The 23,499-nt window shown below is 64.0% G+C and carries 22 protein-coding genes; 13 read left to right on the forward strand and 9 right to left on the reverse strand.

All coding sequences use genetic code 11. From position 1 onward, the window contains the following. Positions 1 to 237: 237 nt before the first annotated feature. A complete protein-coding gene (locus tag ACFWF1_RS08055; protein WP_379291929.1) occupies positions 238 to 771 on the reverse strand; it encodes a DUF3558 family protein in 534 nt (177 codons plus the stop codon). Between the two features lie 182 nt (positions 772 to 953). Between ACFWF1_RS08055 and ACFWF1_RS08060 the strand changes: the two genes are divergently transcribed. Then, positions 954 to 1,580 carry a TetR/AcrR family transcriptional regulator gene (locus ACFWF1_RS08060; RefSeq protein WP_379291928.1) on the forward strand — a complete coding sequence of 209 codons (627 nt, stop codon included), beginning with the start codon at positions 954 to 956 and terminating at the stop codon, positions 1,578 to 1,580. Positions 1,581 to 1,787: 207 nt separating this feature from the next. Then, the gene (locus ACFWF1_RS08065; protein ID WP_379322160.1) at positions 1,788 to 2,780 is read left to right on the forward strand and encodes an amidohydrolase family protein; all 993 of its coding nucleotides are present in this window, start codon (positions 1,788 to 1,790) and stop codon (positions 2,778 to 2,780) included. Between the two features lie 33 nt (positions 2,781 to 2,813). On the opposite strand, the gene ACFWF1_RS08070 is transcribed toward ACFWF1_RS08065, so the two are convergent. Together ACFWF1_RS08070 and ACFWF1_RS08075 are read right to left on the reverse strand one after the other, a co-directional pair. Next, complete coding sequence (locus ACFWF1_RS08070; protein WP_379291926.1) at positions 2,814 to 3,956, reverse strand: PLP-dependent lyase/thiolase; 1,143 nt, start codon at positions 3,954 to 3,956, stop codon at positions 2,814 to 2,816. A 61-nt stretch (positions 3,957 to 4,017) separates the two neighbouring features. Next, positions 4,018 to 4,848, reverse strand: coding sequence for an SDR family NAD(P)-dependent oxidoreductase (locus tag ACFWF1_RS08075; protein WP_379291925.1), 831 nt, complete (start codon positions 4,846 to 4,848; stop codon positions 4,018 to 4,020). A 122-nt stretch (positions 4,849 to 4,970) separates the two neighbouring features. On the opposite strand from ACFWF1_RS08075, the gene ACFWF1_RS08080 reads away from it, so the two are divergent. Then, positions 4,971 to 5,573: a TetR/AcrR family transcriptional regulator gene (locus tag ACFWF1_RS08080; protein WP_379291924.1), complete on the forward strand. Its 603-nt coding sequence runs from the start codon at positions 4,971 to 4,973 to the stop codon at positions 5,571 to 5,573. 65 nt (positions 5,574 to 5,638) lie between these two features. Here the strand turns inward: ACFWF1_RS08080 and ACFWF1_RS08085 are convergent, their stop codons facing one another. Further along, positions 5,639 to 6,613 (reverse strand): ArsR family transcriptional regulator, encoded by a 975-nt coding sequence (locus ACFWF1_RS08085; protein WP_379291923.1) that lies wholly within the window; start codon positions 6,611 to 6,613, stop codon positions 5,639 to 5,641. 66 nt (positions 6,614 to 6,679) lie between these two features. On the opposite strand from ACFWF1_RS08085, the gene ACFWF1_RS08090 reads away from it, so the two are divergent. The 4 genes from ACFWF1_RS08090 to ACFWF1_RS08105 all read left to right on the forward strand — a co-directional run bounded on the left by ACFWF1_RS08090 (position 6,680) and on the right by ACFWF1_RS08105 (position 12,086). Beyond that, a complete protein-coding gene (locus ACFWF1_RS08090; protein ID WP_379291922.1) occupies positions 6,680 to 7,978 on the forward strand; it encodes an MFS transporter in 1,299 nt (432 codons plus the stop codon). Between the two features lie 69 nt (positions 7,979 to 8,047). Then, positions 8,048 to 9,031, forward strand: coding sequence for an aldo/keto reductase (locus ACFWF1_RS08095; protein WP_379291921.1), 984 nt, complete (start codon positions 8,048 to 8,050; stop codon positions 9,029 to 9,031). A 757-nt stretch (positions 9,032 to 9,788) separates the two neighbouring features. Then, positions 9,789 to 10,937 (forward strand): MAB_1171c family putative transporter, encoded by a 1,149-nt coding sequence (locus ACFWF1_RS08100; protein WP_379291920.1) that lies wholly within the window; start codon positions 9,789 to 9,791, stop codon positions 10,935 to 10,937. Positions 10,938 to 10,976: 39 nt separating this feature from the next. Further along, the gene (locus ACFWF1_RS08105; protein WP_379291919.1) at positions 10,977 to 12,086 is read left to right on the forward strand and encodes a serine hydrolase domain-containing protein; all 1,110 of its coding nucleotides are present in this window, start codon (positions 10,977 to 10,979) and stop codon (positions 12,084 to 12,086) included. On the opposite strand, the gene ACFWF1_RS08110 is transcribed toward ACFWF1_RS08105, so the two are convergent. Both ACFWF1_RS08110 and ACFWF1_RS08115 read right to left on the reverse strand, forming a co-directional pair. After that, a complete protein-coding gene (locus ACFWF1_RS08110; RefSeq protein ID WP_379322161.1) occupies positions 12,083 to 12,679 on the reverse strand; it encodes a hypothetical protein in 597 nt (198 codons plus the stop codon). The genes ACFWF1_RS08105 and ACFWF1_RS08110 overlap by 4 nt on opposite strands. 29 nt (positions 12,680 to 12,708) lie before the next feature. Continuing rightward, complete coding sequence (locus ACFWF1_RS08115) at positions 12,709 to 13,161, reverse strand: hypothetical protein (RefSeq protein ID WP_379291917.1); 453 nt, start codon at positions 13,159 to 13,161, stop codon at positions 12,709 to 12,711. A 368-nt stretch (positions 13,162 to 13,529) separates the two neighbouring features. Between ACFWF1_RS08115 and ACFWF1_RS08120 the strand changes: the two genes are divergently transcribed. Genes ACFWF1_RS08120 through ACFWF1_RS08135 form a run of 4 tightly spaced genes read left to right on the forward strand, consistent with a single transcriptional unit; the run spans position 13,530 to position 18,761 of the window. Next, complete coding sequence (locus ACFWF1_RS08120; protein WP_379291916.1) at positions 13,530 to 14,399, forward strand: ABC transporter permease; 870 nt, start codon at positions 13,530 to 13,532, stop codon at positions 14,397 to 14,399. Continuing rightward, positions 14,396 to 15,403 carry an ABC transporter permease gene (locus ACFWF1_RS08125; RefSeq protein WP_379322162.1) on the forward strand — a complete coding sequence of 336 codons (1,008 nt, stop codon included), beginning with the start codon at positions 14,396 to 14,398 and terminating at the stop codon, positions 15,401 to 15,403. Before ACFWF1_RS08120 ends, ACFWF1_RS08125 begins: the two co-directional genes overlap by 4 nt. After that, entirely contained in the window at positions 15,403 to 17,085 is a 1,683-nt protein-coding gene (locus tag ACFWF1_RS08130; protein ID WP_379291914.1) for an ABC transporter substrate-binding protein, read from the forward strand. The genes ACFWF1_RS08125 and ACFWF1_RS08130 overlap by 1 nt, the downstream gene beginning before the upstream one ends. Next, a complete protein-coding gene (locus tag ACFWF1_RS08135) occupies positions 17,082 to 18,761 on the forward strand; it encodes a dipeptide ABC transporter ATP-binding protein (protein WP_379291913.1) in 1,680 nt (559 codons plus the stop codon). The genes ACFWF1_RS08130 and ACFWF1_RS08135 overlap by 4 nt, the downstream gene beginning before the upstream one ends. A 119-nt stretch (positions 18,762 to 18,880) precedes the next feature. On the opposite strand, the gene ACFWF1_RS08140 is transcribed toward ACFWF1_RS08135, so the two are convergent. After that, a complete protein-coding gene (locus tag ACFWF1_RS08140; protein WP_379291912.1) occupies positions 18,881 to 19,267 on the reverse strand; it encodes a winged helix-turn-helix transcriptional regulator in 387 nt (128 codons plus the stop codon). Positions 19,268 to 19,366: 99 nt separating this feature from the next. On the opposite strand from ACFWF1_RS08140, the gene ACFWF1_RS08145 reads away from it, so the two are divergent. Beyond that, the gene (locus tag ACFWF1_RS08145) at positions 19,367 to 20,263 is read left to right on the forward strand and encodes an alpha/beta fold hydrolase (protein ID WP_379291911.1); all 897 of its coding nucleotides are present in this window, start codon (positions 19,367 to 19,369) and stop codon (positions 20,261 to 20,263) included. Between the two features lie 43 nt (positions 20,264 to 20,306). On the opposite strand, the gene ACFWF1_RS08150 is transcribed toward ACFWF1_RS08145, so the two are convergent. Together ACFWF1_RS08150 and ACFWF1_RS08155 are read right to left on the reverse strand one after the other, a co-directional pair. Further along, the gene (locus ACFWF1_RS08150) at positions 20,307 to 21,710 is read right to left on the reverse strand and encodes a DUF2252 domain-containing protein (RefSeq protein ID WP_379291910.1); all 1,404 of its coding nucleotides are present in this window, start codon (positions 21,708 to 21,710) and stop codon (positions 20,307 to 20,309) included. A 117-nt stretch (positions 21,711 to 21,827) separates the two neighbouring features. Then, on the reverse strand, positions 21,828 to 22,535 hold the full coding sequence (locus tag ACFWF1_RS08155) for an SDR family oxidoreductase (protein ID WP_379291909.1): 708 nt from the start codon (positions 22,533 to 22,535) through the stop codon (positions 21,828 to 21,830). A gap of 129 nt (positions 22,536 to 22,664) precedes the next feature. Between ACFWF1_RS08155 and ACFWF1_RS08160 the strand changes: the two genes are divergently transcribed. Beyond that, positions 22,665 to 23,165 carry a winged helix-turn-helix transcriptional regulator gene (locus ACFWF1_RS08160; protein WP_379291908.1) on the forward strand — a complete coding sequence of 167 codons (501 nt, stop codon included), beginning with the start codon at positions 22,665 to 22,667 and terminating at the stop codon, positions 23,163 to 23,165. The last annotated feature ends 334 nt before the right edge of the window (positions 23,166 to 23,499 follow it).

The raw sequence follows: 23,499 nt of genomic DNA on the forward strand, positions 1-23,499 counted from the left end.
AATTACCCTGCTACACAGAGTGATTCGACTCGCCCATAGGTACCCGAGCGGTGCACTTCATGACACGCTTTCCAGCCGAGGACGCACCCGCCGCAAGGCGCGCTAAATGCGACAAATGCCACTATTTGCGACATCATCCAGATCCGCAAGATTGCCGGCGACGACGTGTTCATCCCCAGTCAGGCGGAACAATCCCGCACCTTGCGGGCCATCGAGAACGCACTCGGCAAAGCCTGGCTACGGAGACAGATCGACTGTGAGAGTAGTTAATTCGAGCGCTTCGGCGCACGGATCGGCGCGCGGGATATGGTTGCGATTCTGGATACGCCAGGTGATCGCCGCATTGGCCTGGGCAGACACGGCGCAATCGCCGGGATCGGCCGGGTTGTGCGTGTAGAACCCGGTCGCGGTGACCTTGGTCCCGAGCACATCCCGCACAACCGTCACGTGTTCGGTCCCGAGCCCGTCGCGACGCGCGCGATCCCACAACTGCTGCAGTGACTCGTGCTCGTCATAGGTGAACGTGATGTCGAATGCACCATCGGCATTCGTCGAATTCCACAGACACGTCGGCGGCGTGCGATGCGCGATCAGCGTATCGGCATGCACCGCTTCGGTGATCTGTTCATCGGTCAGCGGCTCGCAACGCGCCAGCGGATTGACGGCCGCCGCCGGTGCCGCGTCCGGCGCTGAATTCGCCGAACATGCCGACAACAGCGCAGCTACCACCGCGATAGTCAGCACAGCACCGCGAGCCGAAGAATCCGTCACAACGCGCTCCGTTCACCAGAGAGATCGAGCTCAGAAGCTGCCGCCAGACTACGCCCGACAAGGTCCGCGACGCCCGCCATCAGACCCACGACCCCTGCGTTTGGCGCCGACCACTCGATAACCGGCCGAAACGACCGTGACCTCCGCAACGGCCGGGCGGCTCGGGTAGTAAGAATGGGTACGTGTCAGAAGAGGTCCAGGTCGGCGCGCCTCGCGCGCGCAACCGGTGGGGTGAGGGCGAGCGGCTGCGCGGGGAGATCCTCGCCGCGGCCAGCCGGTTGCTGTCCGAGCTCGAGGGGGAGGACGGGCTGACCATCCGTGGCGTCGCCCGCGCCGCCGGTATCGCGCCGTCCAGCATCTACCAGCACTTCACCGATCGCACCGCGCTCGTCGCAGGCCTGGCCGAGTACGAGTTCACCCGGCTGCGCGCCGCGATGACGGCGGCCGACGGCAGCGTGGACTCCGGCGACGTGGTCGGCCGGGTCCGGGCGATGATCCATGCCTCCTGCCGGTTCGCGGTGGACAACCCAGGGCACTACCGGCTGATGACGGCCACCGGGCCGCCCCGGACCGCGCCCGATGTCCGGCCCGCCGGTTCGCTGATCGACGTGGTCGACCTGCTCGTCGCCGGTTTCGAGCGTTGCGCCGCAGCGGGTTTCGCGCTCCGGGTGCCCGCGGAACGAGCCGCGGTGATAGCCTTCGTCGGCGCGCACGGCCGCGTCGCTCTCTTCCCGAACTCCGCCGGGTACGCCGATGCGGACTCGGTGCTGTCGTTCGTCGACGAGTTCGTCTCGCTCGTCTTCGCCTGAACATGGCCTCTACCCGGGGGTGGACAAGTCTCGCCAAGATTCCTAACATTTGTTCAGTAACTATCTGAACAACTGTTCGGTGACTCTCGGTGGGCGGACCGCAATGTCTGAGGTTCAGGCCAGCGCACCCAGTGCCCGATGGCACGGGGCCGCTGCCCGTTCGACGCCACCCGAGCTCGGCCGCGGGAGAAGGAAGCAGAGCCCGACATGATCGTCGACGTACACACCCACTACTTGCCCACTTCGCATCGGCCCATGGTGGAAACACTGACCGCGATGTCCGGGCCGCCGACCGCGCCCGCAGCCAACTCGACCTCAGTCGCACGTCGGATGTTCGCAGCAATGTCCGATGCACCGGGGATGATCGATCAGCGCATCGACATGATGGACGATGCCGGAGTGGAACGGCAGATTCTCTCTCCTGGCAGCCTGGCGCCTTACGCAACGGAATCTCGGTTGGCAGTCGAAGCGGCACATATGCTCAACGACAGTTACTGCGAGCTGACGAGTTCGCGGCCAAGTCGATTCTCCGCCTTCGTTTCACTGCCCTTGCCGCATATCGATGCGTCACTCGAGGAAATGCGGCGCGGGCTGGACGAGTTGGGCATGGTCGGCGTGGCCGTCAGCTGTTCAGTGTTCAACCGGTCCACCGCCGAAGCGGAATTCGAACCACTCTACGAGGAGATGAACGCACGTGGCACGGCCCTTTTCTTTCATCCATGCCAAAACGGCATCTGTTCACCATTGATCAATGACTACGGCTTCACGGCGGCGGCCGGAGCTTCCTTGGAGGACACCGCTATCGTGCTCCATCTGATCAAGCGAAACATTCCGGTTCGCTATCCGAATATCAAAATCATCATTCCGCATCTCGGCGGTCTGATCCCGATGCAACTGGCGCGACTCGACGGCCAAGCACACACGCCTGACCTGCTCAGTCCACCCAGCGCGATGGCTCGCAGCCTCTACTACGACACCGTTGGATGGGGTTCCCAAGCCGCTCTCCGGTGTGCCTGCGAAGCTTTCGGCGCCGACCATCTCGTGCCGGGGAGCGACTTCTCCGCGCTGCTGGCGGTCGAGTCCTACAGCCGGACATTCGAGTACATCAAGGAATCCCGATTGTCCGACGAGGACATCGAGAAGATCCTCCACTGCAACGCGTCGGCTCTATTCGACTTCGACAAGGCGCCATGCCGGTGACCTGGCATGGGCGGTCGGCGAAGCGACGGCTGTTCACAGCCCTTTGAAGCCATGCGAGGACGCCACCACAACCGTGACCTCCGTAGGCCGGATGCGACCCTGTTGATGCAGAAGTTCGAGTGCGGCGAACGCGGCGTTCGAGCTGGGTTCCCAGCAATACCCGAGCGACCACATCCGCCGATGCCATTGCGCGGCAATCGGATCGGACACGACGACCGCTCCGCCATCAGAACCGCTGGCCGCCATGACCGACTGACGCGTGGTGGTGTCTCCGGCGATCGACGGGAGTAGCCGGGTGTCACCATTGAACGTTGTTCGCCAGTCGGCGCCCAGCTCGAGGACCGCGTGCAGCCGGGAAAACGGTTCCACCAAGTACAGCCTGGGCATGCCCTGCCCGATCTCGGTGAACCCTCGATAGATCCCGTGTGCCAGATCCCCACGCGAACTGGGAATCACCATGGCGTCGGGCACCGCGCCACGCGTCGTCACGATCTCGTGGGCAATGCCCTTGAAATACTCGATACCGAAAGGTGAGCACCCGACAACGGGCACAACATAATTGGTGGCATTGAACGCCTGCCCCGACGAACAGTGCGTAGCAACGAATTCCCAACGCTCGTCATAGCTGTCGAATATCTTCACGTCCGCCCCGAGAGCACGGATGCTCTCGACAAGCTGTTGCGGCACATCCGAAGTCATCGCGATGACGCCCTGGATGTCGTTGGCCGCACAGAAGGCACTGATAGACAAGGCGGCGTTACCCGAAGACGCCGCAACGACGGTGTCGAACCCGATGGCCTTCGCCCAACCGACCGCACCGAGGGCGAACCTATCCTTGTGCGATCCCGTCGGGTTGCGACTCTCGTCCTTGACCCACACCATCGAACCGAGCCCGACTCGCTCAGTCAGACGATGTAGAGGTGTCGCACCGGCCCCCAACGTGATCGGGTCAACGAGCGGAAACTGAACTGCGCCATCGTTCCCCGCAGGGCGGTAGACGCAGTACAGGTTGGACGGCACACCCGCCTTCAGACACGCCGGGCATCCCGACGGGAAGTGCACCGGCTCGTACTCGCACGAACAGGACAGGCAGCGCAGAGCGCTGAGTAGCGGATTGATCGACACCGTCACAGATAACAGCCTAGATACGAAGCGTTGGTAGACAATGCCTTTCACCGTCCGAGTGTGCTTCCTGCCATGTCCCGCCGGAACCGCCGTGACCAGGAGCTGAGCGGGGTCAGTGGACCAGGGAGGCCAATTCCGCGCTGCGATCCCACAATTGGGCGGCGAGTTCGGTGTCGTCGGCTTGACGGGAGGTCGTGGCAGGCTTGCGCTTGACGTAATAGCGGCCGGGTTCCCAAGTGCGGCCGGGTTGTTCGTCGATGAGCCAGTTCAGGGTGTCGGCGCCCTTTTCCGGCGAGATCAACGCCCACCGCAGGGCCGTGTAGGCCAACCGAATCGTGATGGTGCTGGCGCCGCTGCCGAAGTTGCTGGCGACGGGGCCGGGGTGGAATGCCGCCGCGGCGAGGCCTTGGTCGCGGTATCGGCGATCGAGTTCCCGGGTGAACAGAATGTTCGCCAGCTTCGAATCACCGTAGGCCTTCGACGGTGCGTATTTGCGTTCGTTCTGCAGATCGTCGATGTCGATGTTGCCGAACGTTTTCGCGCCGACGCTCGAGGTCTGGATCACCTTGGCGGACCCGGCCAGCAGCGCGGGCAGCAGGAGGGTGGTGAGCAGGAATCCGGCCAGGTGATTGACCTGGAAGGTCTTCTCGTAGCCGTCGACGGTGACTTCGCGCTCGCTCACCCACCCACCGGCGTTGTTGGCCAGCACATCGATGCGCGGATAGGCAGCGAGCAAGGTCTCACCGAGCGCGCGCACCTGGTCCAACTCCGCGAAATCGGCGACATGGTGGTCGATGCCGAGTTCGGTGCCGAGCGCCGCGGTCTTGGCGCGGTTGCGCCCGATGATCACCACCCGATGACCTCGGTCCACGGCGTGGCGTGCGGCGGCGGCTCCGACACCATCACTGCCTCCGGTGATCAGAACGGTCTTCTTCTCGCTCATCACTGCTCCTACTGCTGGGGAGTGCCGGCCAGGCGCGTGCTGCGCCGGGCCGAGGTACGTGACTTAGCATGTCGTCTTTGGCACAGTGTGTCAAGCATGTCTGATTGTGTAAGATTCGGTCTATGAGTGGAACGAAGGACCCCGGGTTACGCGAACGCTCTCGCCGCGCGGTGCAGGGCGAGATCGTGTCCGTAGCGATCGAGTTGTTCCTGTCCCAGGGTTACGACGACACCACCATCGAGCAGGTCACCAAAGCGGCAGGAATGTCCTATCGCAGCTTTTTCCGCTACTTCGCCTCCAAGGACGACCTGCTCATGCAGGCGATGGTCGCGACCGGAGCCGAAATCGCCGCGACCTTGCAAGCCCGCCCCCACGACGAAACACCCTGGCAAGCACTGCGCCGCGCCTTCGACCCACTGCTCGCACAGTTGTCCAAAGAAGAGCAAGCCCTGGCAACAACGAAGCTGATGATGGAAAGCCCGTCCCTACAAGCTGCTCACCAAGCAAAACAAGCAAGCTGGCGACAAGCGATCACCGAACCCCTTGCCGCCCGCCTCACCCACATCGCCGACGAGCGCGACCGCGAGATGGTCGCCGACGCCCTCGCCGGCGCCGCCCTGGCCTGCCTGCACAGCGTCCAAATGCGCTGGATCGTCGAAGGAAACACCCCGCAACTACCCAATCTCCTCGATACCGCCATGCGATCGGTGCACCCGCTCCCCTAGTCGATGCCGTCTCCGATTCGTGGTGTTACGAATTCGACTGCGGTGACTGGGTTTTCGCCCTCGCACTACGCGAGCAGGCGCATGCCGAGGGCAGTGGTGACATACCGGACGTTGCGCCCCGATCGTTCCCGAGCGACGAGCCCGCTGTCGTGCAGTACGCGCAAATGTTGCGACACCGCGCTGGGTGTGACACCGAACATCCGAGCCAAATCCCCTGTCGTTGCGGGGGATCGCAATGTTTCGAGCAGTTCGGTCCGAACCCGACCGAGTAAGCGGACGGTGCTACCCGCAGGCTTCTGCTTCCCGGCAGTCCACAGTGGCCCTATCCCCCTTGCTGGATATCGCACCGTCGTCTGGGTGGACGTGCTCTTCTTGATCAGCACCTCGGGAGAGCCGAGAACGACCGGGATCAGGACAAGCCCACCCGGTCCGAGGTTCACGGGACGTTCGGTCCGTCGTCGCCGCAGCAGCAGCCGACCGTCACGCCAATGCAGATCCGAGTGCAGGTCGGCGAACAACTTCTCGGCACCACCGGTGACCAGGTGTCCAGCACGATAGCTGACGTCGGCATCGAGGACCGCCCGGATCCGTGACCAGTGCGGTGCGACGATCCGGTCATGTGCCGCAAGCAATTCCGCCGCGATCGCACGCAATCCGACGGTCGGCCGGACCGCGAGCGAAGCGACGTTCTCCGGGAGTGTCGCACCGAACACGTTGCGTAGGCTGGCCCGCACCTGCCCGGCGCTGGTGCGTTGCAACGCTGCCAGATCATCGGTTATCGATGACGCGGTGCCTACCGGTGCGGGGACCAGAAACTCGGGCCAGCTCGCGCGCCCGTTCGCGATCAGCGGCCAGGTGAGTGAAAGGTCGAGTGGATCCCCGGCAAGCTCGTCGGCCACCCACTGCAGCCAGGGCCGGTTACTCGTCCTGCGCTGCCAGCCCGCAAGTTGTTGCAGCCCGGACACCGTCTCTGACAGCGGTGAGGTCGCGAAGCGCGTAGCCGCCAATTCGGCAACGCCCAAGTCGATCCGCAACGTCATCATTCGAGTGTGTAGCACTGACCTAAATAGTGTCGCGACAGAGCTGGAAAACCAGACGATCTCGAAATGCCCCGGACACACATAGCGCCACGCCTGTCTCGCGCCTACTGGCGGTCCTGGTGGGCGGCGGGTATCAGCAACGCCGGCGATGGCGCCTTCGCCGCAGCGATTCCGCTGCTGGCACTGACGATCACCCACGACCCTCGACTCATGTCGGTCGTGGCCGCCGCGATGTACCTGCCCTGGTTGCTGTTGTCCCTGCAAGCGGGTGCCCTGATAGACTGGCGCGATCCGGTCGGCCTGATGTGGAGCTCGCAAGCGATCCAGGCGGTGATCGTCGGCGTCGTCGCGATCCTTGTCGCATTCGGCCACGTCGACATGTATGTGCTGACATGCGCCGCCTTCGGGGTGGGGGCGTGCGATGTCGTTTTCAGCATCGCAGCACAAGCCAATCTGACGAACATTGTCGCGAAGTCGTTGCTACACAAGGCGAATGGCTATCAGCAGACGGCGGAAACGGTCGGCAAGCAGTTCCTGGGACCACCGTTGGGCAGTCTCCTGTTCGCGGTCGCCCCGGCACTGCCGTTCGGGATAGACGCAGCGACCTTCGTTGTGTCCGCCGTGTTGCTGTCGAAACTGCCCAGGCGGAACAGATTAGCGGTCGAGCGTCGACCGATCGCCGACGGCTTGTGCTGGTTGGCCCGGCACCGGCTGCTGCGCACGCTCGCAATCCTGCTCGGTGTCAACACTTTCTGCGGACAGGTCGGCAACGTAGTGCTCGTCTTGCTCGCGACTCAGACGTTGCGGGTAGACGCCGCCGACTACGGTCTGCTGCTCGCCAGCGCCGCGGTCGGCAGCGTTTTCGGTGGTCTGATCAACGCGCGCATCATCGAAAAGATCGGTACGCTTCCCGCGCTTCTCACCGCGCTCGCCACGAATGTCGTTGTCTTCGTTGGCATCGGGCTGAGTCCGAACGGATTCGTGCTGGGCAGCATGCTGGCTGTCAACGGTTTCGTCGTCACGCTCTGGAACATCGTGGTCGTCAGCCTCCGACAGGAAATCGTGCCGACCGAGCTGTTCGGACGAGTCAGCAGCGTCTACAAGATGATCGGTTGGGGACTGATTCCGCTCGGCGCGCTGACCGGCGGACTGGTGGCACACCAACTCGGACTGCGCGCGCCCTACCTCGCCGCCGGCGGACTTCGCGGGATCGCGTTACTGCTCGCGGCCCCCACACTGCTCCACGCGATGCGCGACCAGCCGGGCTCTCCGGGAGGCGATTCACGCCAAGACCAGGTCGATACCTGCCCGGCCTATCGGACATACGGTGGTGCTGGTGCACGACAGCGGCGACTACCGCAGTGACATCGCCTCCTTGGGGCATCTTGAACGCGCATTCGACAACGTCCCATCGTCAGCGAGGATGAAAAGGTCATGAGATACACGACTCTGGGAGCCGGACAACTGCGGGTGTCAGCGGTGGGGCTGGGCTGTATGGGCATGACCAGCTCCGACAGCCGTGAATCGCTGCGCACCCTGGATCGCGCCGCAGAGCTGGGCATCACGCTGCTCGACACTGCTGACGCCTACGACCGCGGTGCCAACGAGGAACTGCTCGGGCGATGGCTGCGGCATGCTCGCCGCGAGGAGGTCGTCGTGTCCACGAAGTTCGGACTGCGCCACGACCCCGATACCGGGATGGTCGCTACCGTCGACACTTCTCCGGAATATGTTCCCGTCGCCTGCGATGCGTCATTGCGGCGCCTCGGCACCGACTACATCGACGTGTACTACATCCATCGGCGCAACCCCGAAGTGCCGATCGAGGACACTGTCGGCGCGATGGCGGCACTGGTTTCCGCGGGCAAGGTCGCCCACCTGGGACTATCGGAGGTCAGTGTCGAGACACTGCGCAGCGCCCACGCGGTCCATCCGATCGCAGCGATCCAATTGGAATATTCGCTGTTCACTCGGGATGTCGTGGAAGGAGACATGCTGCGAACCTGCCGAGAGCTCGGCGTCGCGGTGGTCGCTTATTCGCCGCTGGGGCGAGGCATGCTGGCGGGCCTGCTGTCGTCCCGTGCGGACCTGGGCGATAGTGACGGCCGACGACGCTGGCCACGGTTCGCCGCCGAGAACATCGCTGCGAACCTCGCCCTAGTCCACAGCCTCAAACAAATCGCTGCGACGATCGGTTGCACACCTGCGCAGGCTGCTGTGGCTTGGTTGCTGGCTCAGGGCGACGACATCGTGCCCATCCCCGGCACCAAACAGGTCCGGTACCTCGAGCAAAACATCGCCGCGGCCGAGCTGACGCTCACTACTGACCAGGTTCGACAGCTCGCGGAGGCAGTCCCTATGTCCGGCGTGGCAGGCGACCGTTACCCGAAGGCAGCGCTTGACCGAATGGGGCACTAGAAGCTCTGGCCAAGTGCGCTTCTTTCCGGTAGCCAGTCCCACAGGCAAGATCAATTTCCAAACATTTTGCAGTACAAGTTGCTTGAGCCCATATACCGCCAACATGGTTGCAGTGCAGATAGATTCAAGTAACACGCCACTAGCCGATACCGCGCGCCGAATCCCCCATCAGGTTTCATTGACGGCGGAGAGTGGATCCTCCCCTCCGGGATCCACTCTCCGCACCTGACGGCCGGATATCGGATACTGCGCTGATTCGCGAATCGAAAAGTTCTGCGACGGTGGACGGTTGGCCTCGTTACGAACCGACAGCAGCGCACGACACCTCGACCTGCGTTCGGCAGACATTCCACCCGTGCCGCAAATCCGAAGACCTTCGGTCATCCATGACCCCCCTTCGCAGTACGTGACGCGACGGCCAGCTTGCCGCCCCCCAGCGCCGCTCTATCCGCTGAAGCGAATAGACCAGTACAAGCCACGACACTAGCACCGGGCCAATCCTTGTGCAGCCGTGTGTGATTGAAACAAATTGTCAGCTCGAGCGGGCGCGCTGGAAAGCAATATCGCCGGGCGCGCGCGTCCGCACGAAGGGTTAGAGTCGATCCCGCATCGATGGATGCAACGGGCAAAGTTGGTTGAGCGAGGGGGTCCGGGTGGGAGTGCGCTGGGGACGAGGGACTGTGCAGGGCCGCAAGACGTGTCGGCGCTCAGCCGCCGAATTTCCTCTGCCACAGTCGTTTGCGGAGTTCACTCCGTCATGATGCCGTGGCTGGAAACGACCGGATTCGTGTGCGTATGGATCGTCACGGTGCTGCGGGCACCGGCGGCGGTGCGTGATCGGCGTCAGCGTGACCTGTGGCTCGCTGTCGGGCTCATCGCCTTGACCACCACCCTGTATCAGGATCCGATCAGCGAGGGGCTGAGCAGGATTGTTGGCGGTCCGGTCCATCTGATTGATCTGGGCCGGAATCTGTGCGACGTCGCCGCGGCCACCGCATTGATTTATCTCGTGCTGCGAGCCGCCGATCGCCGTCAGCACACCAAGGTGTTGTTCACCGCGGCCGCGGTGATGGCGGTCGTGCTGATCTATTTCGATCTCTCCTCACCTCCGCATCAGCACTTCAACGGGCGGACACCCGAAATCCCGGTCCTGTGCTGGTATCTGCTGATGGGGTACCACCTGGTCGCCGACGCCATCGTCGCCGCGATCTGCTGGCGGTACTGGCGTCGCGCCCGCGAATGGCCGGTCCGCTGGGGCTTGCTCATATTCGGTGTCGGTGCGGCCTTCGCCTGCCTGCTGTGGCTGGTTTTCATCTGCTATCTGATCATCCCGAACCGGGCGATCCTCAGCTACGTCCCGCCACTCACCGGGATCGAAGAGATCCTGCAAGCCGCAGGCGTAGCGCTGCCGATGGCGCCCGCGGTATACCGGTGGGCCAAGAACCTCCGGACGGTGTGGACGCTGTGGCCCCTATGGTCTGAACTCTGCACGGCCACCCCACAGGTGACACTCATGCGGCCCCGAGTCCGGGCCGTCGACACCCTCACCGCGGTGTCCTCACCGGAATTCCATCTGTATCGCATGGTCATCGAAATCCGTGACGCCCTACTGATTCTCACCGATCACGTCGCGCCGTCGGTGCTAGATCGCGTCCGCGTCACGGTCGAGAATATCGGTTCCGACCGCGTCGATGCGGTGACCGCCGCATGCCTCATCCAGGCCGCGCAACGCGCCAGGCTGCACAGCCGCACCCATCCGCGCATTGCGACCATGGCGGAGCTGGGCGGCGCGGATCTCGAAACCGAACTCGTCTTCCTGCTCCAAGTCACTCGAGCCCGCAACTCACCGCTGGTGAAAGACTTCGTCGACCAGCTCACCCCGGCGGGCAACACTGTCGCGCGATAACGTCATCGACACCCCACTACAGACAGTAGGAGGCTCCTAGTGACCGCGACCGTCGCCATTCACGGCAGCTGCGCTCCCCAGTTCGCGGTTGTGGGTGACGCTTTCGCGGAGAACTTCGCTCGGCACGGCGAGATCGGTGCCTCGTTGAGTGTCTTTCACCACGGTGAATGCGTGGTCGACCTGTGGGGTGGTGTGGCCGATCCCCGCACCGGCCGCCCTTGGCAGGAAGACACGCTCTGCGGGCTCTTCTCGACCGCGAAGGGCGTGACGGCCACCTGCGTGCACAGTCTCATCGACCGCGGCATGCTGGATCCCGCCGCACCTGTCGCCGCCTACTGGCCCGAATTCGCGCAATCGGGCAAAGCTGAGGTCACCGTGGCGTGGCTGCTCAGTCATCAAGCCGGATTGCCCAGAATCGACAATCCCTTGCCACTCGAGCAGGCTCTGCGGTGGACGCCGATGATCACCGCGCTCGCCGCGCAAAAGCCCTATTGGACACCAGGAACCGCCCACGGCTACCACCCACTGACTTTCGGCTGGCTGGCCGGTGAGCTCATCCGGCGGATCGACGGTCGCAGTGTCTCGGCCTTTCTCGCCGAGGAGATCGCGCAACCCTTACAGCTCGATCTGCACCTCGCGCTGCCCGCCGACCAGCTGCACCGCCTCGCGCACCTCATCTTCACCGAATCACCGGATCGCGCAGCGTCTCGACGGCCGTCGCTCGCGGTCACCACGTCACCGATCGACCTCACCGACACCAGAACCTATCTCGCCGAGATCCCTTCGTTCGGTGTCGCCACGGCTCGCGCCCTGGCCCACCTCTACGCCGCGCTCATCGATCCGGCAGCCCCGTTGCTCTCGCCCGCGACGCTCGCGGCCGCGACCGCTGAACAAGTCAGTGGTCACGACCTCACTCTCCGAGCACCGACGCGCTTCGGCCTCGGCTACAGCCTCCCCAGCCGAACGTTCCCGCTGCTCACCGACACTTCCTTCGGACACAGCGGCAAAGGTGGCTCCCTAGCGTTCGCCGACCCCGCCTATCACCTCGCGGTCGGCTACATCCCCAACCACCTGCTCTCCGGATACGGCCACGACCCGCGTCGATCCGTCCTGTTCGAGGCGTTGCACAAGGCACTCGGCCCGGGCTAGAACCGGAGCCGAGATTCCAATCCACCGAGCAGTCCAGGCGACAACGGTTCGGCCGCGTTGCGGGCGCGCGCGTGCAGCAGGCCGGCAATCATCTCGGCTTCCTGCTCTTGGCGGGTCGTGTAGTTCGTTCGCCCGAGCAGCCGCCGGATCAAACCTTGGCCCAGATCGGTGAATACGTAACCGGCGGCGTCACTTTCGGCGATTCCCTGCATGTCGTGGTCGCACAACATATGGCCGAGTTCGTGATACAGGATGTGGTCCTGATGTAGGAGCGAGGTCTGCTGTTCGAAGAAGATGTGGTCGTCTTCATCGGTTTCCAGCCATAGCCCACACGCCTGAGTCTCGTTCTGCGGCGGCAGGGGATGCAGGAAAATCGGCCGACCCCGCCGCTCGGACAGGCTGCGGCACAGGCTCTGAGCGTCGGCGTAGGCGGGCAGATCCATCTGGCTCACCAACGATCGACATCGCCGACGCAGTCGCATGAACCCCATCCAAACCCCCATGCTGACAACAGCACCCGGTCCAGCGACGTCTTCCTGAACCGCCACCACAAAAGTAGCAGACATGCGACCGCATTCGGCCAAGAGCGGCACCGCGATCGGGCACCGACATGGGCGCCACGTCAGTCGCTGGTCTTCGGGTTGTCCGGCGGGGTGAGAGCCTGAAGTTTGCGGGCCTCGTTGACCATCGTGAGGATCGAGTCCAAGGCACCGGCGGACAGTCCGTCCGCGCGCATGACGAGCCGGCGAATCTTGGCATCACGTAACGCGGTCGCGAGCTCGAGCTGGGCGCTGACGCGCTCGGCTACCTCGTCGTTGAAGAAGTACTCCGGCGGAACCCCGAAGAATTCGGCGAGGATATCCAGCTGTCCCAGGGTGAGATTGCGCTTCTTCCCGGTAGCCAGTTCCCACAGATAGGTACCGGAGATCGTGCCGCCTGTCGCCGCCCGAATCTCGGTCGCCAGCCGCCCATATCCGGGACGTTTGAGCTGGTCCGGGTACAGCGCAACGATCAGCTCGGTGAGCCGCTGGCCGATTTTCTGCACGAGCGGCCGATCAGCCAGCTCGTCAGCCATGCTCGACTCCTTCCTCGAAGTCGGGGAGCGAAGTACTCCTGCGCTTTTCGCTGGTCTCGCTCGGTGCAGACAGCGAACCTGATGAGGGTATCGGCCCCGGGGCTGATAGTCATAGCGGCGAGCCGACTTCGACGTCCGCGAGCGGCCTGCGGGGTAAGCGTCCGGATCAGAACAGAGTCGCGCGACCGGACGGCGGCAGGTCGGGCTGCGGCCAGTCGTGGGCGTCCGCGCGGGCGACATTGTCGAAATATGCTGGTAGGCAGCGGTTCTCGCGGTGTCGTCGGATTAGGATCTGGCTGAGGGAATCTGTGGATCTCCCCCTACCCCTTGTCTACAGTGACGCAGACATCCGATGAATTGAGGGGTTAGTGCGTTCGCGTTGGTATCGATTTTCAAGCGATCGCTGGAGTGTTTTCGGCCTCATCGTGGTCGGGTTCTTCGTCATTGTTGCGGCTTTCGCGCCGGTGATCAACGGGCTGCTCGATATCGATCCGTATACGTTCCATTCGGAGACCTTGGATGCGCAGAGTGTGCCGTCCGGCAGTTTCGGTGGTGCGAGTGCGGCGCATCCGCTGGGTGTCGAGCCGTTGACCGGCCGGGATCTGCTGGCCGTCGTTGTCGCCGGTAGCCGGACGTCGTTGTTCATCGCGCTCGGCGCGCTGGTGATATCGACGGTGCTCGGCCTTGTGATCGGCGTTACCGCCGGGTTCGCCGGCGGCTGGGTGGATCGGGTGCTTTCCGGAGCGATCAATGTGCTCTTCGGATTTCCGTCGCTGCTGTTCATGATCGCGCTGAGCGCGGTACTACCCGCGACCTTCCCGCGTCCCGTGCTTGTCGTGTTCATCGTGGGCATCTTCGGCTGGCCCGGAATGGCGAGAGTGATTCGCGCGCAAGCTTTGTCGCTGCGCAACCGAAACTTTGTCCGGGCCGCGCTGGTGATCGGCGTTTCGCCGCTGCATGCGCTGGCGCGCGAGGTGCTGCCGAATTTGCGGGCGCTGGTGGTGGTTTTCGCCACCACGAGCATGCCGGGGCTCATCGCGACGGAGGCGTCGCTGTCGTTCTTGGGGGTGGGTGTGCCCGCGCCGACGCCGTCTTGGGGGAGGTCGATCGGCGATGCCGTCGGGTGGGTGCAAACAGATCCGTGGTTCCTCATCTTTCCTGGAATCGCTTTGGTGCTACTGACATTGGGGTTCAATCTCGTGGGTGACGGTCTACGGAATGCGTTCAGCGCGGGATGAGGTGGACAATCGTCAGTCGTCGGCTCTCGTCGTCGGCGGTGAAGCTGCTGGTGGCGCTCGGCGTACTACTCATCGTCGCGTTCTTGACCTATGCGGTGTTCTACCTACTGCCCGCCGATCCGGCTCAGCTCGCATGTGGAAAGCCTTGCACGCCAGACAATCTGCTCAAGGCGCAGTTGTACATGGGACTCGACCATCCGTGGTATCAGCAGTTCTTCGACTTCGTCGCCGGAGTCGTGGTCGGTCGCAGCTACGGTTCGGGGTTGGCGACGATCCAATGCGCCGCACCATGTTTCGGCTATTCCTTCCAGCAGAACGAGTCGGTGGCCTCGCTGATTTTCGAGCGCTTCCCGATCACGTTGTCCATCGCGATCGGCGCGGGCGTGCTGTGGCTGATCCTCGGTGTCGGTGCGGGATTGGTCGCGGCGCGTCGGCAGGGCAAGCTGACCGATCGGGCTGTCACCTCGTTGGCCGCGCTCGGCCTGTCGACACCGACCTATCTGCTCGGCCTGCTCGTAGTCCTGCTGTTCGGGTTCACGCTCAACGTCATTCCGGTGAGCGGCTATGTGCCGTTGAGTTCGGGCGTCGTGCAGTGGGCCTGGCATCTGGTGGCGGCGTGGATCGTGCTCGCACTGGTGAATGCGGCGATGTACGCGCGGATTTCGCGCAACCAGCTGATCGAGATCTTCCGTGAGGACTTCATTCGCACCGCGCGGGCCAACGGCCTGGATGAGCGGCGCGTCGTCTTCGGTCATGCGGTGCGCAATATTCTCGCGCCGATTCTGACGTTGTTCGCGGTCGACCTCGGCGCGCTACTGGGCGGCGCGGTCATCACCGAACAAGTCTTCGGCATGCCCGGCCTCGGCCGACTCCTCATCGATGCGGTCCATACCGTCGACCTCCCGGTAATCGTCGGGGTCACCATCTTTTCCGCCGCGATCGTTCTGGTCGCCAATTTCCTCGTAGACGCGGTTCTCGGACTGCTCGATCCCAGGGTGAAGTGATGAAAAAACAATCGAAGTCGGCGCTCGCCGCCGCCGTGCTGGCCGTGGCGTTGTCGGTAACGTCCTGCAATGCCAACCCGACCAACGGCGCCAAAGACACGACCCAATCGGTCCCCCCGCAAAAGGGTGGGACATTGCGGATCCTGTCGACGAACACCGACTTCAATTTCGATCCGGCCAAGTCGACGAACTTGGCGATCACCTCGCTCAGTTTCGTGGCGCGGCGGCTCACCACCTGGCAGGCCGAACCGGGCAAGGAGATGACGCCGATCCCGGATCTGGCCACCGATACCGGAACGACCACCGACGCAGGGCGCACCTGGAAGTACACCCTCAAGGACGGCCTGAAATTCCAGGACGGTTCGCCGATCACTTCGGCCGACATCAAGTACGGTCTTGAACGTTCGTTCGCGCCATTGCTGTCGGGTGGTTTCACCTACCATCGCACGCTGCTGCAAGGCGGCGAAGCGTATGACGGTCCCTACAACGGCAAGTCGCTCGACTCCATCGAAACACCCGATGCGAAGACGGTGATCTTCCACCTCAACAAGCCGTTCGGCGACTTCCCTTGGATCGCATCGCAACCCGCCTTCACGCCGGTGCCCCAGGCGAAGGACAATCCGGCAACGTACTTCCAGGCACCCGTCGCATCGGGTCCCTACCAGGTGGAGAAGTTCGACAAGGCGTCCGAGGTTGTCCTGGTGCGCAATCCGAACTGGGATCCGAAGACCGATCCCGCGCGCACGGCCGGTCCCGACCGGGTGATTTTCCAGCTCGGTATGCAGCAGACGACGATCAGCCAGGAACTCATCGCCGATACCGGTGCGGCCAAATCAGCGTTTTCCGCCTCGTTCGTACCGGCCTCGCAACTACCGCTGATTCGGTCGAACCCGTCGGCGAAGAACCGGATAGCCGAGGCCGGCGGCGGCTCGCTCTATCAACTGCAGCTCAACGTCAGCAAGTCGCCGCTCAACGATCCGAAGGTCCGTCAGGCCATCGTCTACGCGACGGATAAGCAAGCGTTTCGCACTTCGCTCGGCGGTGAGTCCCGCGGCGACTACGCGACCACCAACATTCCACCGGCCATCCCGGGTTACCAGAAGTTCGATGCTTTCCCGACCCAGCCGACGGGTGACGTCGAGAAGGCGAAGCAACTCCTCGCCGAAGCGGGACACCCCAACGGCATCGACCTGGTCCTGGTGACGAAGAACGACGCCACGAACTCCGCGGGCGGCCAGGCCATCGAGGCCGGTTTGCGCCGCGCGGGTATCCGGGTCACCATCCAGGCGCTCGACAACGCCAGCTACGACGACATCACCCAGCACAAGGACGGCTCCGGCTACGACCTGGTGCTGTCCAGCTGGCAGGCCGACTTCCCCAGTGCCGCTTCGATGTTGCAGCCGGGTTTCGGCACCTCGGAGATCGGCAACGGTGGCTTCAACATCTCGCGCTACAGCAATCCGCGGGTCGATGACCTGATCGCACGCGCCACCGCCGAGGTCGATCCGAAGCGAGCCGGTGAACTGTGGCTGGAGGTCGACCGGATCGTCACCGGGGAGGTCGCGAACGTTCCGCTGATCAACTCGGTGAACACCTTCATCTATGGCAGCGACGTCCGTAACTTCTACGTGCCGCCGTTCCCGGCCTACCCGGTGTACTTCAAAGTCTCACTCGCGCAATGACAACACCGCCGGTCCTGGCAGTCCACGATCTCGGCATCGCCATCAACGGCCGAACCTTGGTGAGCGGACTCGGTTTCGAGATCGAGCGTGGCAAAACCCTTGCGCTGGTCGGCGAATCCGGCTCCGGCAAGTCGCTCACCGCTCTGTCGGTGCTCGGCTTGCTGCCGCCGGGGTCGACCACGTCCGGCACCGTGACGCTGTCGGGAAAGAGCCTGTTCGGGATGACGCCCGAAGCGCTCCGGCAGGTGCGCAGGAGCGATGTCGGGGTGGTGTTCCAGGACCCGGCGGCCGCGTTCGACCCGGTGTATCGGATCGGGCAGCAACTGCGTGAGGTGATCCGCACCAACCGCAAATACTCGAAGCAACAGGCTGATTCGTTGGTGCTGGAACTCTTCGAGCGAGTCAAGATCAGCGATCCGGAGCGGGTGGCGGCCAGCTATCCACATGAGATCTCCGGCGGGCAGCTGCAGCGCGCCATGATCGCGATGGCGATTTCCCGGGCACCCCAACTGATCATCGCCGACGAACCGACTACCGCGCTCGATGCGAATGTGCAGGCCGAGGTGCTGCAGCTCTTTCGAGAGCTGCAGCAGGACAACGACATCACCATGCTGCTGATCACCCACGACATGGGTGTTGTCGCCGACCTGGCCGATGATGTCGTTGTGCTCCGCAATGGCAGCCCGGTCGAAGCGGGGTCGGCTCGGCAAGTGCTCACCGCACCACAGCAGGACTATACGAAGACGCTACTCGCCGCGGTGTTGCAGCTCGAGCCGCCGGTGTCGACGCCGAGTTCTGTTGCTGAGCAGGCGAAGCCGGTGCTCGAGGTGGAAGATCTCACCGTCGACTACCGCAAGGCAGGCGTCAAGTTCACCGCCCTGCGGGACGCGAATCTCGTGGTCCGCGAACATCAAATCGTGGCACTCGTCGGTGAGTCCGGCGCCGGAAAGTCGACGCTGGGTCGCGCACTGTGCGGGCTGGTTACCCCTGCCGCGGGCCGGGTCACCTTGAATGGCGAGCCGATTCCGTTGCTGCAGAAGCGGAGTCGCCGTGCCCTCGGCAAACAGCTCGGCGTGGTGTTCCAAGATCCGATGTCCTCGTTGAATCCGCAACACACAGTGCTGCAATCGGTGGAACTACCGCTACGCGTACACACCGCGCTCGACAGCCGGCAACGACGCGAACGAGTCGAGGAACTCCTCGACGAGGTCTCGCTCGCCCCCGAGTTGATCACGCGCTACCCGCGCCAACTCTCCGGCGGCCAGCGCCAGCGCGTCGCCATCGCCCGCGCGCTGGCCGTCCAGCCCGATGTCCTGGTGATGGACGAGCCGACGAGCGCCCTCGACGCGGCCGTCCAGGCCTCGGTCCTGGCGCTGATCCGGCGACTTCAGTCCAAACTCGGTTTCGCGGCGGTCTTCATCACGCACGATTTCGCCATCGTCCAGCAACTCGCCGACCACGTCGTCGTCCTGCGCGATGGCGCCATCGTCGAACAAGGTCCCACCGCACAGGTGCTCACCACGCCCGAATCGCCCTACACCCAACGCCTGCTGCTGGCGGTGCCCGTCGCCGAACCCGCAGCACAGCAACGTCGTCGGGCACTGTGGGCGCAAACAAACCCACCTGCGGTCAGCCCGACAGACCATGCGACAGCGCGGCCGCTGGTGAAGCACTGACCGCCAACGGCCGGAATCACCACGCACGCCTAAGTTTTCGTCGCGGTACGGCGGACCCGTTCCGGCTCTGCCCGCGGACCACTGAGCGGCAAAACGGCTGGCCATCTGCGGAGCAGAGCTCAGCGCGGCGAAGGCTCCGGCACGAGTGCTCGGTCGATCTCGGACATATGCTCCTCGGCCCACGCCCGGAGCGCGGCGAGCGGCACCTCGAGTGACAGACCCAGGTCGGTGAGCCGATAGTGCACGCGCGGCGGCACCGTCGGCTCCACCCGCCGGGCGATGAGACCGTCCTGGGTCAAACCCTGCAAGGTCACCGACAGCATCTTCTGCGAGACGCCGGGCATCCGACGCCGAAGCTCGGCGAAACGCACCTCGCCGGGGGCGGCCTCGGCGAGCAGCTTGACGACCATCGACACCCACTTGGTACCGATACGGTCCAGCAGATGACGCGTCGGGCACTTCGCATCGAACACATCGCCACGTCCACCGACGGAACGGGTAGTCACCTGGAACTCACCACCTGAGGTAAAAGTGCCTTCTTGGCACCGCGATCCACGTTACCTAACCTCAGTTGGTAACTAATGGTTACCAACCAGGAGGATCGAGTGACGCTGCCCACTATCTCGTTGCGGTACATCGCAACCAACGGCATCCGAACCGAAGTCGCGATCGCCGGCCAAGGCCCAGCAGTGTTGCTCCTGCACGGATTCCCGCACACCTGGCAACTGTGGCGTCAGGTGATCGGCCCACTCGCCCAACAGCATCGGGTCATCGCACCAGATCTGCGCGGCCTCGGCGCGGCCACCCGCGCGACCGGCGGCTACGACGCGGACAACCTGGCCATCGATGTCGAAGGGCTGCTCGACGCACTCGGCGAACCTGCCGCGACAATCGTGGCGATCGACGCGAGCACTCCGGCCGCGTTCCTGCTGGCCATGCGACGCCCCGAGCGAGTGCGACGGCTCGTACTGATGGAATCGCTGCTGGGCGCACTACCCGGCGCCGAGGGCTTCCTGGCCGGCGGCGCGCCCTGGTGGTTCGGCTTCCATTCTGTGCCGGGACTCGCCGAAACCGTGCTCGCCGGAAACGAATCCGCCTACATCGACTGGTTCCTCAGCACCGGCACCCACGGCCGCGGCATACCCGATCAGATCCGTGACGCCTTCGCCACCGCCTACACCGGACCAGACGCACTGCGCTGCGCATTCTCCTACTACCGAGCCATGCCCACCAGCGCCCGCCAGATCGAGCAAGCCGCCGCGACCGGCAGGCTTACCGTCCCCACCATGGCCATCGGCGCCCACCCCGTCGGCGACGCCCTGGAGCGCCAACTGCGTCCGATCACCGACAACCTGGTGGGCCACGTGATCCCCGATTGCGGGCACATCATTCCACTGGACGGCAGCGCACAACTACTCGACCTCTTGACCGATTTCCTTGCCGCCGAAGATGGTTCAGCGCTCCGGCCAGCACTCCTCGGCAGCAATGAGATTCGCCGCTAGTCGATCGAATATTCAGGCCGGTGCAGGCGAACACCGGTAGCGATCACCAGCCCCGCTCAGCAGCTTTCACGTCGCCCACCGCGATAGCCTGCACCAAATCGGCGTGATCGGTATGAGTTTGCGCTGCGTACCCTCGGGCGAACTCGAGCATCCCGGCCGCGAACGCCGCACCTTTTCCGATATACGCGTCGATCGCCTCGGGTTCGCCGCTGCGGGCGTGTGATTTGGCCAGCGCGGTGCCACACGTCTCGGCGAACTGCGGCAGGTAGCCTGCGATCCGACTGCCACTGGGGATGATCTTCATGTCGCGGAATTGTCTTGTGTAGTAATCGATCCCGTCTACGCGGACATGACCGAGAAAGATGTCACTCGCCGATTGCATCAACCGCTGACCGACACACACCCGCTCGCCGTGATTGCCGCACGCACTCGGGCCGAGGAATTCCTCGTACACCGAGGCGGTGGCCTGCTTCATCTGGAAGAACACCAACTCCCCGCTGTCGCCCTCCATCAGATGGAGGTAGACGCGCATTCCGACACTGCCGACCCCGACCACCTGTTGAACGGTATCCAGCCGGGAGAATCGCCCGACGAGCCGAATCAGGTGGGGCGGGATCGATGCCAAGTAGGTGTCGAAGATTTGTTCATACACCCTGATCTCATCCGCATCGGTGAGATCGACATGGCGGCGTTTGATCGGATCATCGACAATACGGCGCTGCCCGTTCTCTTCGGTGACCAACTGACGGGCCGTACCTTCTTGCGAGCGTTTCTTGCTCTCCTTGCCGATCGTTTTCTTCGCGTCTTTGGCGAACTGGGAGGTGAGGTGCCGCAGCGGCACATCCGCGGTGATCAGGTCGTACCACACCTCGAGTTCACCCAATTGCGCATAACGGCGCATCGCCGAGCGATAGCCGTCGATCGCCGCCGCGGCCGCCGCGTCCGCCGTCGATGTCGCGATCCCCTCGGTGGCGGCGAGCACATACACACTCGTGCAGAGGCGTTTGAGGTCCCACTCGAACGGGCCGGGCAGTGTCTCGTCGAAGTCGCGCGCATCGAACAGCAATTGCCGTTCCGGCGATGCCCACAATCCGAAGTTGAGGATGTGCGCATCCCCGCACATCTGCACCGTCAATCCGGAATGCTCGCGGGTAGCCAGGTCCGCGGCCATCACCGCCGCCGCGCCCCGCAGATACGCCCACGCCGACGACGACATCCTGGCGTACCGCAACGGAAGCAACTCGGCGTCACGCACCGCTTCCTGGGCTTGCAACCTGCCCAGCGCCGACACGGTGCGTTCACTCGGATTCCACTGTCCCGCAGATCTTCGCGGGGCACGCGCTCGCGCCGCGCGGCCTGCCTCGCCGTCGCGGTCGATCGCGGGGAGCGCCCTGACCCGGGCCGATGACGGCGAGATCGCGTCGGCCGTGGAAAGTTCTGTGCTCATCGTGGTCCCTTCGTCGCACTCGGCCCGGGAGGAAACAAACCAGCAACAGCGTCATCTCATAGAGCGACAGGCAACATACAGCAAACCATCAAGTGCACGAGTTGACCAGTATCGAAGTCAGCCCGCGACCAGTTGCGGGTACATGGTTTCGATCGGCGCCGAGAGATTGTGCTTCACCTGCGCGCTGACGTCGTCTGCGAGGATCTCGAGTTCGCCCGCTTCGACGCCGTCGAGCGCGATCCGCACGATGTCGGCCGGGTCGTTCTTCGGTACGTCGAGACGCGCCGTCATCGGGGTGTCGGTGTAGCCGAGGTGCAGTCCGACAACGTGCGTTCCGTGCGGCGCGAGTTCGAGGCGAAGCGAGTTGGTCGCCGACCACAGGGCCGCCTTCGAGGCGCTGTAGGCGTTGCCGATGCCGATCCAGCTGAGCACCGACAGCACGTTGACCAGCACCCCACCCCCATTGCGGCGCAGTATCGGCGCGAACGTGGTTGCGACATCAAGGGCACCGAAGAAGTTGGTGTCGAACAGGGCGCGGACATCGTCGCTCGCGGCTTCGGACAGCGGTCCCGGCGAGCTGGCACCCGCGTTGTTGATGACCACGGTGACGTCGGCCGCGCTCTCGGCGGCGGCCGCGACCGAGGCATGATCGGTGACGTCGAGAACGAGCGGCACGACGCGAGAGTCGTTCCACTCGAGCGGCTTTCGGGCGCTGGCATAAACCTTCCGCGCGCCGCGCGCCAGGACCTGGGCGACGAACTCTTGCCCGAGTCCGCCGTTGGCACCGGTGATGAGGACGACGGAACCGTCGATGTTGTGCGTCATGAGAACGCTCCCCTTTCTACAGCCGATCGGCCGGATGATCTGACTTGCACTTTGCAAGTCAGATGCCAGACGCTAACATGACTACTTGTCACTTGCAAGTAGCAAGTCGCAGACCGAAGGAGGCACGGGATGCCCGTCAAGGACACGTCATCCGGCCCCTGCCCGATCGGCCGCGCGGCCGACGTCCTCGGCGACCGCTGGTCACTGCTGATCATGCGCAACGCCGTACTCGGCCAGACCCGCTTCGACCAGTTCCGCAACGACCTCGGCATCGCCGACAACATCCTGTCCGCCCGCCTCGCCCGCCTAATCGACGCAGGACTACTGACCAAAGCGCCCTACCTCGACGGCAACCGCACCCGCCAGCACTACGTCATCACCCCCGCAGGCGTAGCCCTCCGCCCCGTCTTCGAAGCCCTATCGGAATGGGCCTGCGAATTCGTCAACCCCGCAAAACCCGCCACCATGGCCCAAACCGTGCACACCCCCTGCGGTCAGATCAGCCAGGACCGACGCCACTGCGCCACCTGCGAGACCGACATCGAAGACGGCGACGTCGCCTGGCTGCTGCCCTGGCTCTCCCCGTCGCCCCTCCCACTGGCGACGGCCGGGCCGACCTCAGCCGGATAGGAAAGCGTTGCCGCACTGCGACAATCAGTAGGCCGACGGCAGTGAGACTCCCAAAGGCCAAGCAATGCAATCTCTTTCCTTTGCGGCCGCGACGGTGACCGGACCAATCCTTACGCTCGGTGGCAACGAATCGCTCCTAGAGCTGCCCTGATCGGTCGTGCGCCGCAGGGCGGGACGACTACCCGCGAGGAGCGCTGTGATGGTGAAGTGCCTGTCCGGACGTGCCATATTCGGAACCTGTGCGGTGGCGGTGGCCGCCGCTGTCGTTCCGGCATTACCTACCGCGGTCGCCGATACACCGGCCTCGACGATCCGAATAAGCGGTGCCGGCGAA

This window comes from Nocardia sp. NPDC060255 (genome assembly GCF_042727395.1).
Lineage (GTDB): Bacteria > Actinomycetota > Actinomycetes > Mycobacteriales > Mycobacteriaceae > Nocardia.